The sequence below is a fragment of the Acinetobacter sp. C32I genome, from assembly GCF_023702715.1.
Lineage (GTDB): Bacteria > Pseudomonadota > Gammaproteobacteria > Pseudomonadales > Moraxellaceae > Acinetobacter.
Map to the genome: position 1 here is coordinate 2,938,584 of NZ_CP098480.1, position 16,774 is coordinate 2,955,357.

The following is a 16,774-nucleotide window of genomic DNA, read 5'->3' on the forward strand; positions in this document are numbered from 1 at the left end:
GTTATGTCAACAACTGTTATTATTCTTGCAGCAGGGAAAGGAACGCGGATGCGTTCACAATTACCAAAAGTATTACAACCACTTGCAGGTCGTCCTCTGCTCGGTCATGTCATTCAAACCGCAAAAAAACTCAATGCCCAAAACATTATTACCATTTATGGGCATGGCGGTGAACTGGTTAAACAAAGCTTTGCAGCAGAACAGATTGAATGGGTTGAACAAGCTGAACAATTAGGCACAGGCCATGCAGTACAAATGACCTTAGCTGTCTTACCTCAGGAAGGTGTTTCACTGATTTTATCAGGTGATGTGCCTTGTATTCAGGCAGCTACACTACAAAAATTATTGGATGCATCCACTCAAACAGGCATCGGCTTAGTGACGCTCACTGTCGATGATGCAACAGGTTATGGCCGGATTGTTCGCCAAAATGGTAAAATTCAAGCCATTGTTGAACATAAAGATGCCAACGAAGCACAACGTCAAATTAAAGAATTTAATACTGGCATTTATTGTGTCAGCAATGCAAAACTTCATGAATGGTTGCCTCAACTTTCTAATGAAAATGCGCAAGGTGAATATTACCTCACCGATATTGTTGCGATGGCAATTGCGGATGGCTTAGAAGTTGCCTCTGTTGAACCAGAGCTCGCGTTTGAGGTTGAAGGTGTGAATAACCGCTTACAGCTTGCGACCTTGGAACGCCAGTTCCAACAGCAGCAAGCCAAAGAATTGATGCTACAAGGTGTTCACTTAATTGACCCAAATCGTTTTGATTTACGTGGTACCTTAAGCTGTGGGCAAGATGTACAGATTGATGTCAATGTCATCATCGAAGGCGACTGTGAACTGGGCAATAACGTACAACTCGGCGCAGGCTGTATTCTAAAAAATACCCGTATTGCTGCTGGTACAAAAGTTCAACCCTATAGTATTTTTGAGAATGCAATTGTCGGCGAAAACACCCAAATTGGGCCTTTCGCACGTTTACGCCCAGGTGCAAACCTTGCCAATGACGTACATATCGGCAACTTCGTTGAAGTAAAGAATACCAATATGGGGCTAGGTTCAAAAGCCAATCACTTTACTTACTTAGGTGATGCAGATATTGGTGCGGGCTGTAATATTGGTGCAGGTACTATTACCTGTAATTATGATGGTGCCAACAAACACCGAACCATTATTGGCGACAATGTATTCATTGGAACCAATAACTCATTGGTTGCACCAATCAAAATTGGTCAAGGTGCTACAACAGGTGCAGGATCAACCCTCACTCGAGATGTAGCTGAGCATAGTTTGGCTGTCGAACGATCAAAACAGTTTGAAAAAGCAAATTATCAACGTCCCCAAAAGCTGAAAAAATAAGAGGATAAAATTATGTGTGGTATTGTTGGTGGCGTTGCGGAACGTTGTGTAACCGATATTCTGATTGAAGGACTCAAGCGTCTGGAATATCGTGGTTACGACTCTGCTGGTTTAGCATTACTCAATAATCAGAAAATTTTACGTGAACGTCGTGTTGGTAAAGTTGCCAACTTGGCCGAAGCCGTATCAGAACAACATTTAACTGGTAATGTGGGTATTGCGCATACACGTTGGGCAACTCATGGTAAACCGACAGAAAATAATGCCCACCCGCACGTTTCGGGTGATGTTGCAGTGGTTCATAACGGGATCATTGAAAACTACCAAGAACTCAAAGATGAATTGCAAGCTTTAGGTTATGTGTTTACCTCGCAAACGGATACTGAAGTTGTTGCACACCTTGTTCATGATGCATTAAAGCAAACGGATAGTTTGCTGGAAGCCGTACAAAAGATCACACCTCGCCTTAAAGGTGCTTATGCACTGGGGATTGTACATACAGCACATCCAGACGAGCTGATTACAGTTCGTGAAGGTTCACCACTAGTCATTGGTGTCGGTATAGGTGAGAACTTTATCAGTTCCGACCAATTGGCACTATTGCCTGTGACCAATCGCTTCGTTTATCTAGAAGAAGGTGATATTGCGCGTTTAACCCGTAGCAGCATTGAAGTTTTTGTCAACGGCGAGCCTGTACAACGTCCAGTCAAAGAGTTAGACGCAACAGTGAGTAATGCCTCTAAAGGTGAATATAAGCACTTCATGCTGAAAGAGATTTATGAGCAACCTGAAGCGATTCAGCAAACCATTTCTCAAGCATTGAACGGCAATAGCTTACGTGAAGATTTCCTCAATCATGCCAATGCCGATTTTGACAAGATTCAGCAAATCCAGATCATTGCCTGTGGGACCAGCTACCATGCGGGGATGATTGCCAAATATTGGTTTGAGCAACTGATTGGTGTCCCTTGCCAAGTTGAAATTGCAAGCGAGTTCCGTTACCGCAGCCCAGTGATTGTGGCAAATACGCTGTATATCTGTATTTCTCAATCAGGTGAAACTGCGGATACTTTAGCCGCGTTGCGTGAAACCCAGAAACGTGCCAAAGCCAATAGCATTGACATCAGTACCATGACGATTTGTAACGTTGCAACCTCATCAATGGTACGTGAAACAGATCATCATTTACTGACGCTTGCTGGTCCTGAAATTGGGGTGGCATCAACCAAAGCCTTTACCACCCAGCTTGCAGCATTAATGTTATTGATCTTAAAAATTGGTCAAGTCAAAAATCGCTTGTCTGATGCTCAATTGAATGAGATCACAACAGCATTATGGCATTGTCCAAAAGTGATTTTGGACACCTTACAAGGTGATACTGAGATTCTGCGTTTATCTGCATTATTCGTTGAGAAAAATCACTGTTTATTCTTGGGCCGTGGTACACACTTCCCGATCGCATTAGAAGGCGCATTGAAACTGAAAGAAATTTCATATATTCATGCGGAAGGTTATGCAGCAGGTGAGTTGAAGCATGGTCCATTGGCATTAGTGGATAATGAAATGCCTGTGGTCATCTTAGCACCACAAGATGACATGCTCGATAAACTCAAATCGAACATGGAAGAAGTACAAGCCCGTGGTGGTGAATTATTTGTCTTTGCAGATGAAAATAGTGGTATTCACGGTAAAGATCGTCAACACGTGGTTCATGTGCCAGCGGTAAATGAATGGTTAGCACCGATCGTTTACAGCGTGCCTGTACAACTGTTGTCTTATCATGTTGCCGTGTTACGTGGTACTGATGTCGATCAACCACGTAACCTCGCCAAGAGTGTTACGGTCGAGTAATTCGATACAGCTATCAGCGTTGTTTGTACGACCCTGACTATAAAAAAAGCGCCATAAAGAAATTCTTTATGGCGCTTTTTTTATGATTATGCTTGTTATGACTTCAGCCATTTCATAGGCTAGATCACATCTAGCGTCTCATGATCGATATAGCTTGTGTTCTGCAACAGTCAGGTTAATAGCAGAAATACGCATGCATCAAGCCACATAACGTGTGGTTTTATGATTTAATAAAATGATTGAATTCAAAATAATGACACCAAAAATCGAGATCAAAATCAGCTTCCAGTCCACAAACAACAATGAGGTTAATAAAATCACCACATCAATACCCATTTGCACTTTTCCTGCTGGAATTTTAAAGCGTTCCTGCAAATACAACGCCAGTAGGTTGATACCACCCAAGCTCGAACGATGTCTAAATAGAATCAAAAAACTCACACCCATCAAGACATTGGCAAAAATCGTAGCGTAGATTGGATTGACATCGGAGAGATGAAAAAACTGTGGAATAATTTCAGTAAATCCTGCCAATAATGCAACGGCAATAAAAGTTTTCACCACCAGCGCGATGCCCATCTTTTTATAGGCAAAATAATAAAATGGAATATTGATCAGGAAAAATAATACGCCGAACTTCAGATCGGTAATGTAGTGAATCAGCAAAGATAGACCTGCTGTCCCTCCCGTCATAATGCCTGCCTGCTGCAATAAAGTCATTGCAAAAGACAGAATGAATGTTCCGATCAACATTGCCAATGCATCTTCAATTTTAGAGTGCTGCTCAATCACAGGCATGACTGGACTTACCAGAGATACATTTTGCTCGGTATTCATAACGGTACAACTCAAATAGGAGAACAACAGCTAAAGGGAGAGAGAGCTTTCAAAGAAAGACATGGCATATTTGATCATTTTTATTAAAATTTCGCAATTTATTCTTATATTTTTGCCATAAATGCAATTTATATTCAAAATAATCCATTTCGAATAGTCTATGCACTTCGATCAGCCTTGCTCTAACTTTGTCTCAGATCAAACGACCATAAAATCCTATTTTTATTTAATCGCAATTCCGTTTTCTTTTAATTTTTCCAACACAATTGAAGTATTGAGATTACTAACACCAAAGTTCTTGGAAGACAAAATCCCAATGAGTTTGACCATCTCATCCAGATTTTTAACTGCCACTTTAAGGGCAAAATCATAACTGCCTGTCAGTTTATGAATATCTTTCACAGCAGGTTCGTGCATCAAGAATTCAACAAAACGATCATGGGTTGCGTCACTATAGTTTTGCAGTTTCACTTCAATAATGCCCATGATCGGCGCAGGATCAGCACTCAATGCGATTTGGGCATAATAACCCGTGATAATTTTCTTCTGTTCAAGCTGAACCCGACGACGTGAACATTGCGAGGTCGATAAGCCCACCAATTCAGCCAATTCCTGATTGGCCAAGCGTCCATTCATTTGTAAATGATGGATAATTTTTTGATCAAAATCATCAAGTTCCACGGTCATAAAACGCTCAGCTTAGGTTTAAGGCATAATTGAACTGATGCTGATGCATCAGCCTGAGAAGTGTAACGCCTTTAGATCAAACAGCTCAAGCTTATGCCAAAATTGCAGCAGACTGAATCCGCTGAATCCCGTGTTCTGACATACTTTGCCATGCACTGTGTAATGAACCATTCAAATCAATCGCTTTACAGGCATCCTCAATCACATAGGTGTTAAAACCCATCTGCGCGGCATCCAAGGCTGTCCATGCCACACAAAAATCAGTGGCAATACCCACAATATAGACCGTATCAATTTGATGTTCTTGAAGATAGCCCTTTAATCCAGTCGGGGTTTTACGATCCGCTTCCATAAAGGCTGAATAGCTATCAATATTAACGTGAAAGCCTTTTCGGATAATCAATTGTGCCGTTGGAATATCCAAAGCAGGATGAAATTCGGCATCCTGCGTCCCCTGTACACAATGCTTTGGCCACAATACCTGCGTGCCATAAGCTAACTCAATGGTTTCAAAAGGCGCTTTATGTGCATGATTATCAGCGAAAGAAATATGTTGATCAGGATGCCAGTCTTGGGTCAGCACCACCGTTTCAAACTGATGTGCCAATTGATTAATCACAGGGATAATTTGATCGGCATCCGTGACTGCCAAGTTTCCACCCGGGGTAAACCCATTTTGCACATCGACAACAATTAATGCGCTGTGTTTTGAATCGCTTTGCATCTCATTATTCAACCTAGATTGCTCCTTGTACGATACGCTGCCTGGTTGTTTCTGACTAGCCAAACCGGCACAAACTTTTCATAAGATGAAAATCATTCAAGTAAAAGATGAATGAAAGTTTTCGGCTGTTTGACTAAAGCATATTGTTCTTATGCCGCCGATCAGTCATAATTTGCATAATTGTCATTCAATCGAATTCATTATTGAACGACGAATCAAAATACTGCAACCATCCAATATTTCGTTTCAACTAATTCAATCTCGGATGGGAAAATAGGATAGTTTTTTAAAATGACTCAGCTAGCACAGAATATTCAAGGCTCAATTGTCGCACTCGTCACCCCTATGTTTGAAGATGGTCGCGTAGATTGGAAGAGCCTTGAGAAGCTCGTTGAGTGGCACATCCAACAAGGTACACATAGTATTGTTGCTGTTGGCACAACGGGCGAAGCATCTACATTAAGCATGGAAGAGCACACACAAGTCATCAAAGAAGTGATTCGTGTAGCCAATAAACGTATTCCAATTATTGCGGGTACAGGTGCAAATTCGACTCACGAAGCAATTGAACTGACCAAAGCAGCCAAAGAACTCGGTGCAGATGCGGCATTGCTCGTGACGCCATATTATAATAAACCCACACAAGAAGGCTTATATCAACACTACAAAGCGATTGCTGAAGCAGTTGATATTCCACAAATTCTTTATAATGTTCCAGGTCGTACTGGCGTTGACATGCAAAACGAAACCGTGATTCGTCTTGCCGATGTTAAAAACATTGTTGGGATTAAAGATGCAACAGGTGATGTACCTCGTGGTCAAGCCCTCATCGAAGGTTTAAAAGATAAAATTGCAGTTTACTCAGGCGATGATGAAACCGCTTGGGAACTGATTTTACTTGGCGCGAAAGGCAATATCTCGGTTACCGCCAATGTTGCACCAAAACAAATGAGCGAAGTTTGTGAAGCAGCCTTAGCTGGCGATCAAGCCAAAGCACAAAGTTTGAATCAACAAATTGCAAATCTACACAATATTTTGTTTTGCGAATCAAACCCAATTCCTGTGAAATGGGCATTGCATGAGATGGGATACATTAGTACAGGTCTACGCCTGCCTTTAACCGCTCTCGCAGAACAATATCGTGAACCGCTCCGCACAGATTTAAAAACTGCGGGCATTATTTAATACGAGCAATTTATGATGCAATTACGTCTTGGTGTTGTCCTTGTCATTTCAGCTTTAAGTTTGGCTGGTTGTGGTCGTTTTGCCCTCAATAATCATTCTTTAGATTATAAAAAAGCGCAAGCGCTTGAACCACTCAAATTCCCTGAGAATGCAACGGTAAGACCATTCACGCCATTGTATCCAGCACCAACGGTTGACCCACTTGCGATTCAACATGCGCCAACATTTGAAAACAAAACTGGCAACCGTTATGCATTGCCTCGTCCAGAGTCAATGAACGCTGCAAGCACTACCACTGAAGCGGCAGCAACGACTTTAGGTCGTCCACAATTGGTGATGGATGGGAATAAAAACCCGTTACTGAAAGTGGAAGGTCCAACAGCAACTGCTTGGCAGTATGCCTTTGCAACCGTGAGCAGCCTCAACTACAAAGTCATCTCTCAAGCAGATCATGGCTATGAAGCAACAATTAAGGTGGGTGAGCAAAACTACCTGTTGAAGCTTTCTGCGGTTGGCTCAAGCAATACCATTGCCCTCTTCAAACTCGACACAACTTTTGCAGAACCAGCGGTTGCAACTGAAGTGTTAGCCCAGATTTACCAAAATTGGCCAGCCTAGTCGTTTACTAGGCATTTTTTTCAAAAGGTTCCCCCATGTTAAAACAAACCTTGCTCTATACTGGTAAAGCTAAATCTGTATACGAGACAGATAACGCTGATCACCTGATTTTAGTCTTTCGTGATGATGCTTCGGCATTCAATGGCGAAAAAATCGAGCAACTCGATCGTAAGGGCAAGGTCAACAACCGTTTTAACGCCTTCATCATGGAAAAATTAGCCGCTGCGGGTATCGAAACGCATTTTGAAAAATTGCTTTCTCCAACTGAAGTGCTGGTTAAAAAACTTCAGATGATTCCAGTTGAATGCGTCATTCGTAACTATGCAGCGGGTTCATTGTGCCGTCGTTTAGGTGTTGAAGAAGGTAAGGAATTAACTCCGCCAACATTTGAATTGTTCTTCAAAGATGATGCGCTTGGCGATCCAATGGTGAACGAATCTCAAGCGATTGCTTTAGGTTGGGCAACTGCGGAACAACTTGAAAAAATGAAAGAACTCACTTACCAAGTGAATGATGTACTTAAAGCATTATTCGATGCAGGTAATATGATTCTGGTTGATTTCAAACTTGAATTCGGTGTGTTCCATGACCGTATCGTATTGGGTGATGAATTCTCTCCAGACGGTTGCCGTTTATGGGATAAAGACACCAAGAAAAAATTGGATAAAGACCGCTTCCGCCAAGGTTTAGGCGGTGTGGTTGAAGCATACGAAGAAGTTGCTGCACGTTTAGGCATTAACTTAGACGATATCTAAGCCTAGCTAAGCTGTTAGTTCTAAACAAAAAACCAGTCCAATCGGGCTGGTTTTTTTATTCTTTATTCAAAAATAAAGTGCTTCGTTTTAAATCTCAATACCATATAAATCATCCACTTAAAAAGCATTCCATCAGCTTTGCAGCTTTAATTCTAACCTTATGTTTTTATATTGTTTTTGAAAATATTTTGATGCTCCTACCATATTCACAAATGTTTACAAAACTTGAGTTAGAAGATCAAAATGAATGCTCCCCTTGTAAAAACTTTTCCTTTCAGTCTAAGTAGTAGCCTGATTTTGCTGGCCCTGTATAGCAATGTACATGCCGCTGAGAACAATCCGGTAGAGCCAGAACAAGTCAAAACACTCGCCACCATTGTCGTCACCGGAACTCGCGCCAACAATCGTTCGCAAACAGAGTCCCTACAACCCATTGATGTGATCAGTGCCAAAGAACTGACCGAACGCACTGGCTCCAATGAACTTGGTACAGCACTCTCTCGAATTATTCCTTCAATTAATTTTCCACGCCCAACCGTGGTGGATGGAACTGAACTGGTTCGCCCTGCCCAACTGAAAGGACTTGCACCAGATCAGGTGCTGGTCTTGGTCAATGGAAAACGTCGCCATACAGGTGCCTTTATTAACCTTGGCGGAACCATTGGTCGTGGCTCTGCCCCAACCGATTTAAATGCCATTCCGATCTCAGCGATTAGTCGTGTCGAAGTACTGCGTGAAGGCGCATCGGCTCGCTATGGTTCCGATGCGATTGCAGGCGTGATTAATATTATTTTGAAATCCAACCCGACACATGGCGAGGCTGGGATTAAATACGGGATTTATAACAAAGGAGATGGTGAACAGAAGCAATCTTTTGTTTCTGGTGGGACCAAACTGAATAATTATGGCTATGCGATCTTTTCAGGGGAATGGCAGGATAGCCAAGCCACCAATCGTGCAGGTGCTGACCTGCGTGATCCCAAATCAACCACTTATGGACAGCGCACTTTCCGTTTTGGTGATCCAGATTCCGATGAAGTCAAAGCCGCAGTGAATCTGGGTTATGACCTCAGTGATCATGCCGAGCTGTATTCTTTTGCGACCTATAGCCATCGTAATGCAGAAACTGCTGGATTCTATCGTTTAAGCAATGCCTCCAATAATATTCCTGCCCTGTTTCCCAATGGCTATCTGCCGATCATTCAGGGCCAACTCGATGATTTTGGCGCAGTTGCAGGGATCAAAGGCGATTGGTCTGCATGGCATTATGATGCCTCGGTGAATTATGGTTTAAATCGTTATGATGTCGACACCAAGACCATTAATGTCGATCTCTATAAAGACACCGCTACCACGCCTTTCGGCTTCCAAAATGGCACACTGAAAAATGCTCAAACGGTAGTGAATTTTGATGTTTCTCGAGAGTTTAACCTTGCAGCACTCGCCAGCCCACTGAATGTTGCCTTTGGTACGCAATATTTGAATCAGAAGTATCAAATCCAAGCGGGTGATCCAGCGTCCTATTATAAAAGTGGCTCTTCTGGTTTAGCGGGCTTTCGCTCTGCCGATGCTGGTGAATGGTCACGCGACAGTTATGCGGCTTATCTGGACTTAGAGGCCAATTTAACTGAAAAACTCTCAGCATCTACAGCCTATCGCCATGAATATTACAATGATTTTGGTCATACCGATAATGCTTCATTGTCTTTGCGCTATGCGATTCATCCAACTGTTGCGCTACGTGGCAGTGCCTCTACCGGTTTCCGAGCACCAAGTTTGGCTCAACAATATTTTGCGCAAACCTCCTCACAACTGGTCAATAGTCAATTGGTTGAGGCAGGCACCTTTCCAACCTCTTCGCAAGTTGCTCAATTGCTTGGTGCGGAACAACTTAAACCAGAGAAATCCAAGAACTATAGTATAGGTTTAGTACTGACCCCAACAGATCAACTGTATGTGACTTTGGATGCCTATCAAATTGATATTGATAACCGGATTAGTCTGTCCTCCAATATCAATGCCAGCAGTGCGGCCGTGCGCCAGTACCTAAATTCAAAAGGAATCACCGACACCAACTTCAGCACGATTCGTTATTTCAACAATGCCAGCGATACCCGCACGCGCGGTGTTGACTTAGTGGCAACCTATAAATGGACTGCATTACCTTATGGCGAACTAAATACCTCACTGGCCTACAACTACAATAAAAATAAAGTGACGCATGTGGATGGAAATCCAGCCATCTTAGATGCGTTGGGTATTAACCTCACGCGTCTGGATCGTCGAGAGCAATACGGTTTATTGGCTGCCAGTACCCCTGAGCATAAATTCAGTTTGGCGAATGACTATAAGCTTGGAAACTTCACGGTGAATACCAATCTCACCCGCTATGGCAGCTTTAAAACCTTTAGTAATTCAGGTGAAGCCAAAGACCAAAAATTCTCAGCCAAGTGGTTACTCGATTTAGCGCTGTCTTACCAATATCAAAACTGGAACTTCACGGTCGGTGGCGACAATATTACCGATGTATATCCTGATAAAGATGTCTACGATATCAACCAACCCACAGGCGGCAGCTTACCTTATAGCCAGTTCTCGCCTTTTGGCTTTAATGGCGCGTTCTATTACGGCAAGATCAATTATCGTTGGTAGTAATCAAAAACCGAGCCATCTGGCTCGGTTTTTGATTTATGATATTGAATCAATTAACTCTAAAAACCCATTAATAGGCATTCCACTATTAATCAAGTCGCTAAGCAGATCTTGAATATTTTGTAGAAACATGGGTATTCGATCTATCTTTGGCTTAAGTTTATAAAATGATGATTAGATATCTTTCAATTTTGTTCTTATTGATATCAGGCATAGCTGGATATACCATCGATAAATTTGGACAGGATCTATGTCTTTCTGAATATATCGCTGTTGGTACTGTCACCTACTTTAAAGAGTTGCAGGGTGTGTCTGCAAATGATCCGTCCATGCTCAGCATGTGTGGAATATTTTCCATTATTTTTTCAATCATTCTAATTTTAATAAAAAACAAATATTTATATTTAGCAGTTGTCTTGATTCTATTCATCCTAGAATTCATATTCATGAATATGATGGAAACCGCTTCCTATACAGAAATCATCTATGACTCAATTACACAGTGTTCAAATCTTTCTGTACTGGGTTGGGTGCTCGGCCAACTAATCAGTTTCATCGGAAGTATTTGGTATATCTTTAAATACACAGAATAATATTGATACTTGGACTAAAAATAAAACCGAGCCATCTGGCTCAGTTTTCAGTTTAATTCTGCGCGTTCTGATAAATCAGTTTGCCTTCTTTATAAGTAGCTAATACTTTAATGTTTTTAATCTCACGACTCGGTACAGTCAACGGGTTCTGATTCAGAATCACCAAATCAGCCAATTTACCTTGGCTTAAAGTACCCTTGGTTTGGTCCTCAAAGTACTGATACGCAGCCCAATCCGTCATCGACTTTAATGCCAGATATGGGCTAATGCGCTCATCTGCACCCAAGATATAATTGCTCCGTGTTACTCGGTTCACAGTCGCATCCAGCATCATCATACTGCTTGGTGGTACCACAGGTGCATCATGATGTTCGGTAAAGATCAGATGCTTTTTTAAAGCTGTTGCAGTTGGCGAAATATGGGCAGCTCGGGTTTCGCCTAGCGTTTGCTGACGATGCCAATCACCCCAATAAAAGGTATGCAACGAAAAGAAGGACGGAATAATATCTAAGGCTTTGAGCTGATCCAGCTGATCATCACGAATCGTTTGCGAATGGATTAATACGCTACGACGATCGGCTTTGCCTTGCTTCGCGGTCGCATCTTTTACCGCCCCGATAAATTGATCAATCGCGGCATCCCCATTGGCATGCGCAAGCACCTGCCAACCTTGCTTAAAGGCTAAATTGATATAGTCCTTGACCTGCTGATCATTACTCATGGCAGGATAGCCCTTATAGGTCTTATCTTTACCTTCAGGTGGTACCAGATAAGGCTGGGTCAGCCAAGCGGTTTTGCCTTGGGGTGAGCCATCTAAACTGATTTTCACTCCACCAATCCGAAAATGATGATCATACTGTCGCTGGCTGCCTTGCTTGAGCATATAGTCTTGGCTGGTGGTGATATCGGGATAAGAAACCACATCAATTGGCAGTCGATTCTGCTTGGCTAAAGCATGCCACATTTCAGTGGTGCCCTGGTCGGCCCGCCCTTCCTGTACCGTGGTAAAACCATTTTTTACATAGGTATCAATGCCTTTTTCTGCAATTTGGAACATCACCGCAGGGGGGACATCTTTAAAAATTGAGCCAATTGCAGTAAATAAAGCAGACTCTTCTAATACGCCATTTGGAACATTTGAGCCTGCTTCACGGCGAATCACACCACCCGCTGGATTCAGGGTATTTTGATTAATCTTCAGTAACTCCAGTGCTTTGTGATTGACTGATGCTAAATGCCCTGATTGATGCAAAATCATCACCGGTTGGTCTTGAGAGACCCGATCTAGATCGGTTGCCGTCGGATGACGCTGCTCATTCAGTTGTGCATCATCATAGCCATTCCCCAAAATCCAGCCGCCCATGGTTTTAATTACGGATGGATTTTGGACTTTCCAACTATTCAGCACATTCACCAAAGAGTTGATATCGGAGACCTGACCATCAGGCATGGGGTAGAGATTAGCTACCATTTGATGGAAACCGACCATATTCACATGACTATGCGCATCAATAAAACTCGGTAATAAGGTTTTATTGTTTAGATCAATCGGCTGAACTTTTTTATCCGCCAAACGTTCAGCCTGCTGTTTTGAGCCTACAAAACGGATTTTTCCATCCTTTACCAACAGGGCTTCTGCATATTCAGGACTGTTGCCCGACATGGTTAGAATCGGGCCACCATAAAACAGTTGTTCTGTTGCAGTGACAGGCACTGCCGTGGTTGCACAGCCCACTACAGCCAGTGAAATAGAAGTAAATAAGGCACAGTATTTGAGATAAGTACGGTTCATGCATTAAAACCCATATTTTTATTATGTCTTTTTTGATTAAAGCCGATTCTGTCCACAATAGAAAGTATTCACGGATTATTTTTGTAATGTTTGATCAATTTTTTACTGTGCCGCAACATGACTTGGATGCGGCATAGCTCAGTGCTTAAAACATTTTCGCCAGTTTATTGGAGACTTTAATCGCAAGATCATCGACATAATGACTATACGGCTGTGCCAACACGATGCTCAGCAGCACAATCAGTAAACTTGCCAAGAGTCCTGCATTTAAATAGGAGAAGCCCCATTGCACATGCAATAGATTAAACAATGGAATCCCCAAAGCATAAAGTACAGCAAGATGAATTAAATAAATTGAAAATGAGATTTTGCCTAGAAATACCAAAACAGACCGATCAAAAAACTGTGCTAGCCATTTGCCTTTCAGCACCGCATAAACAATGCAAAAGCCGCCAATAAAGTTGAGATAATCGTAGCTTTGCTCGCCCCAAAATTGAGTAAAAAACTGGTAACTATTGCTGCTGTTGTGTGCGCCACAAAAATACAATCCCAACAAAAATAGCAGTACCGAAACTGCTGTACTCAGTTCTGCGGCATAGAGAAACAGTCCCATCCCCAAAACAAAACTGAGAAGACCCAACAACACGGTTTGCGAGATCATATATGCGGTCACAATGCTGATGATGAGAAATAGACCGCATAGAATTGGCAGCTTGCCATAGAGATAGCAAGCCAGATAAATCACCAGTGACCCAAGCAACTCAATTTGCATGGTCCACAGCACCCAGTTATAACTGGAATCGCCAAATAAGAATGCGCCAATACTGCCTTCATATAAGGCGGTACCCAGTTGCGGATGTGGGTTGGCGAGTGCGGCTCCCCATTCGGAAACATGCGACACATCCACAGGTACAAAACACACCAGATAAGCGACAATACAAGAGACAAAAGCTGGAATGGCCAAACGTGGATAGCGCTTAATCAAGGAATTTTTCAATTGCGTTGCGGTATTGTGCTTTTTAAAACTGGATAATGTCAGTACAAAACCACTTAAAACAAAGAACACAAAAACCGCGCCTGTACCTGAATAAAAGAAGGCCAACGGCGAGTGATGTAACTGCATAAAAAAATCATATCGCGGTACAGCACTGACATCAAAATTATGCAGTTGCGGAAAAAAGGTCAGTGATAGATGTGACAACACAACGGCGAGACATGCCAAGCCTCGGATACTTTCCGCAGCATTAATTTTGTTTGTGGTCATGGTGGAGCTTGATCATCCTTGATAAGCGGGATGATGCGACCTTTTATCTGTAGTGTCTAGAGGTCGCTTACAAAAATACAGTGACTGTTCAGCGCATCAGCAAGACCCCATAAAACCAGACAATATTTTAGTGTTTTCTCTGCGTTGCTAGCCAACATAGAATCGAGCCTAAACACACCATAAATGCGCCATACCAGAAAGAAAGGCCTAATGGCGTACTAAGTAGAATTGCCGAGAAGAAGGCAGATAGAACTGGAATAAAATAGGATGCACCTGCCAATAACGTTACATTGCCATGCAAAATCCCAACATTCCAAGCGGCATAACCAAAGCCCATCGCTACTGCCGCAAAAAATAATGCAATTGAAGAAGGCCCATCAAAATCAAAACTACCGCCCCCCATCAATGCATATTTAATCCACAGCACCACCGAGACCAGCGTAAAAAATAGGGTGATGCCATTGGTTCCCTGCGCAATTCTCGCGGTGAGCGTGCAATAGGCAGCCCAAAGTAATGTTCCAATAAAGGCCAGCCCATAACTAAATGGATTGTGCTGAATATTTTGCAGCATACCAGCCAAATCAAAACCCTGCTCGCCACCGAGTACCCAACAGATTCCCAATATTGAAAGGATAAAGCCAGGAATAATCAGGACATTGGCTTTTTGCTGATTAAAAACAATGGCAGCCACCATGGTAAAGGTCGGCCATAAATAATTGACCATTCCCACTTCAATTGCCTGTCGATTATTACTGCTATAGCCAATCGAAAGCGATAAACAAATTTCATAGGCAACAAATAGAATACTGCCCCAGATCAAATAGGTTTTGGGAAAACTTTTGAGGCTGGTCCAGCCGACCGAAAAAAACAGGAAAATTGAGGCCAGTGTATAAATCAGTGCTGCACCGCCCACTGCGCCAAAATGACTACTGACATCCTTAATTAAGGCAACGATCAAACTCCAGAGCAAGATCGCGACCAATCCAATCAGTGTTGCTTTTTTTGCGTTCATTTTTATACAAATAGCATATTGAGGCCAAAGCAAAATCTATCGATGCGATTCGGAATCTTGCTCTGGGCAATTTTAAAATGATCGGTGAATTCACCGAGTTTTGATTACTGCTGCTGTTGTTCCTGCTGCCAACGGCGTTGCTGCAAACGTTCGCCTTCGACCTCACGTTTATTTAAGGCTCGTTCATACAGTTTGGTACCGCGTAATTCTGGAGGCAAATAGTCCTGTAACACGAAGTGTTCAGGATAGTTGTGCGGATACAGATAATCCACGCCATAACCTTGCTGCTTCATCAACTTGGTTGGTGCATTGCGTAAGTGCAAAGGCACAGGCAGGTTTGCGGTTTTTTCTGCCAACTCTAAGGCTTTGTTAATCGCGAGATAGGTGCTATTACTTTTCGGGCTAGTGGCCAGATACACGGCACATTGGCCTAGAATAATACGCGCTTCAGGCATCCCCACCGCTTGGACTGAACGGAAACACTCTCCCGCCAATAACAAGGCATTTGGATTGGAATTGCCGATATCTTCCGATGCGGCAATCAACATACGACGTGCAATAAAGACTGGATCTTCGCCACCTTTCAGCATGCGTGCCATCCAGTACAGGGTTGCATCTGGATCACTACCACGAATCGATTTAATAAAAGCCGAAACCAGATCGTAATGCTGCTCACCCGATTTGTCATAGCGTGCGATATTCTGCTGCGCGACTTTAACGACGATGGCATTGGTTACGAGATTCTCAATATCAGGTTCAAAGGTACTGGCAATTAGATCAATCAGATTAAGCGCCTTACGTGCATCACCTGCCGCAAACTGAATCAGTGCATCATATTCTTCAATCTGGATAAAACGTTCTTTTAAGAACTTATCTGTTTGAATCGCTTTATTCAGTAGGGTTTGAATCGCATCAGCACTCAGATTATTCAGGGTATACACCTGACAACGGGACAGCAAGGCACTATTCACTTCAAAAGAAGGATTCTCTGTGGTTGCCCCAATCAAGGTGATTTTGCCTTTCTCAACCGCATTGAGTAAGGCATCTTGCTGCGATTTATTGAAGCGATGGATCTCATCAATAAATACCACAGGGGTCAACAAGTCACCACTTTCCGCAATCACCTCACGGAGTTCTTTCACGCCTGTATTGAGGGCAGATAGGCTGATAAAAGGACGATCTACCGCCTGAGCCAATAACAATGCAATCGTGGTTTTTCCGACCCCTGGAGGCCCCCAGAAGATGATCGAAGGCAAATGCCCTTGATCAATCATCTGACGTAAAGGGGCATTTTCACCCAACAAATGATCTTGTCCGATAATTTCGGACAAGTCACGAGGACGTAAACGTTCAGGTAAAGGAATATGCGTATCTGACATCATCACTGGCTTTATGATCTTTTACCCTAGTCTATTGTGTCTGGCTCAAATCTACAA

The 16,774-nt window shown here is 42.7% G+C and carries 13 protein-coding genes; 6 read left to right on the plus strand and 7 right to left on the minus strand.

All coding sequences use genetic code 11. From position 1 onward, the window contains the following. Nucleotides 1–3: 3 nt before the first annotated feature. Nucleotides 4–1,368, plus strand: coding sequence for a bifunctional UDP-N-acetylglucosamine diphosphorylase/glucosamine-1-phosphate N-acetyltransferase GlmU (gene glmU, locus NDN13_RS14035; RefSeq protein ID WP_251115893.1), 1,365 nt, complete (start codon nucleotides 4–6; stop codon nucleotides 1,366–1,368). 12 nt (nucleotides 1,369–1,380) lie between these two features. Further along, nucleotides 1,381–3,219, plus strand: coding sequence for a glutamine--fructose-6-phosphate transaminase (isomerizing) (gene glmS, locus NDN13_RS14040; protein WP_251115894.1), 1,839 nt, complete (start codon nucleotides 1,381–1,383; stop codon nucleotides 3,217–3,219). Nucleotides 3,220–3,417: 198 nt separating this feature from the next. On the opposite strand, the gene NDN13_RS14045 is transcribed toward glmS, so the two are convergent. From NDN13_RS14045 to pncA, 3 genes are all read right to left on the minus strand, one after another. Then, nucleotides 3,418–4,056, minus strand: coding sequence for a YitT family protein (locus NDN13_RS14045; protein ID WP_004656984.1), 639 nt, complete (start codon nucleotides 4,054–4,056; stop codon nucleotides 3,418–3,420). Nucleotides 4,057–4,278: 222 nt separating this feature from the next. Continuing rightward, nucleotides 4,279–4,743 carry an Lrp/AsnC family transcriptional regulator gene (locus tag NDN13_RS14050; RefSeq protein ID WP_004803451.1) on the minus strand — a complete coding sequence of 155 codons (465 nt, stop codon included), beginning with the start codon at nucleotides 4,741–4,743 and terminating at the stop codon, nucleotides 4,279–4,281. 91 nt (nucleotides 4,744–4,834) lie between these two features. Then, nucleotides 4,835–5,467 (minus strand): bifunctional nicotinamidase/pyrazinamidase, encoded by a 633-nt coding sequence (gene pncA, locus NDN13_RS14055; RefSeq protein WP_251115895.1) that lies wholly within the window; start codon nucleotides 5,465–5,467, stop codon nucleotides 4,835–4,837. Nucleotides 5,468–5,758: 291 nt separating this feature from the next. Between pncA and dapA the strand changes: the two genes are divergently transcribed. The 4 genes from dapA (at nucleotide 5,759) to NDN13_RS14075 (ending at nucleotide 10,677) form a co-directional block, all read left to right on the plus strand. Next, entirely contained in the window at nucleotides 5,759–6,652 is an 894-nt protein-coding gene (dapA, locus tag NDN13_RS14060; RefSeq protein ID WP_251115896.1) for a 4-hydroxy-tetrahydrodipicolinate synthase, read from the plus strand. A gap of 15 nt (nucleotides 6,653–6,667) precedes the next feature. Beyond that, nucleotides 6,668–7,270 (plus strand): lipoprotein-34 precursor (NlpB), encoded by a 603-nt coding sequence (locus NDN13_RS14065; protein WP_251118240.1) that lies wholly within the window; start codon nucleotides 6,668–6,670, stop codon nucleotides 7,268–7,270. Between the two features lie 35 nt (nucleotides 7,271–7,305). Continuing rightward, on the plus strand, nucleotides 7,306–8,025 hold the full coding sequence (gene purC, locus NDN13_RS14070; RefSeq protein WP_251115897.1) for a phosphoribosylaminoimidazolesuccinocarboxamide synthase: 720 nt from the start codon (nucleotides 7,306–7,308) through the stop codon (nucleotides 8,023–8,025). Nucleotides 8,026–8,268: 243 nt separating this feature from the next. After that, nucleotides 8,269–10,677, plus strand: a complete 2,409-nt coding sequence (locus NDN13_RS14075) for a TonB-dependent receptor plug domain-containing protein (RefSeq protein WP_251115898.1) — start codon at nucleotides 8,269–8,271, stop codon at nucleotides 10,675–10,677. Between the two features lie 645 nt (nucleotides 10,678–11,322). Here the strand turns inward: NDN13_RS14075 and NDN13_RS14080 are convergent. The 4 genes from NDN13_RS14080 to NDN13_RS14095 form a co-directional block, all read right to left on the minus strand. Continuing rightward, complete coding sequence (locus NDN13_RS14080) at nucleotides 11,323–13,062, minus strand: amidohydrolase (RefSeq protein WP_251115899.1); 1,740 nt, start codon at nucleotides 13,060–13,062, stop codon at nucleotides 11,323–11,325. Between the two features lie 145 nt (nucleotides 13,063–13,207). Further along, nucleotides 13,208–14,326, minus strand: a complete 1,119-nt coding sequence (locus NDN13_RS14085; protein WP_251115900.1) for an acyltransferase family protein — start codon at nucleotides 14,324–14,326, stop codon at nucleotides 13,208–13,210. Between the two features lie 127 nt (nucleotides 14,327–14,453). Then, the gene (gene yddG / locus NDN13_RS14090; protein ID WP_251115901.1) at nucleotides 14,454–15,338 is read right to left on the minus strand and encodes an aromatic amino acid DMT transporter YddG; all 885 of its coding nucleotides are present in this window, start codon (nucleotides 15,336–15,338) and stop codon (nucleotides 14,454–14,456) included. A 104-nt stretch (nucleotides 15,339–15,442) separates the two neighbouring features. Further along, nucleotides 15,443–16,717, minus strand: a complete 1,275-nt coding sequence (locus NDN13_RS14095) for a replication-associated recombination protein A (protein ID WP_251118241.1) — start codon at nucleotides 16,715–16,717, stop codon at nucleotides 15,443–15,445. Nucleotides 16,718–16,774 lie beyond the last annotated feature (57 nt).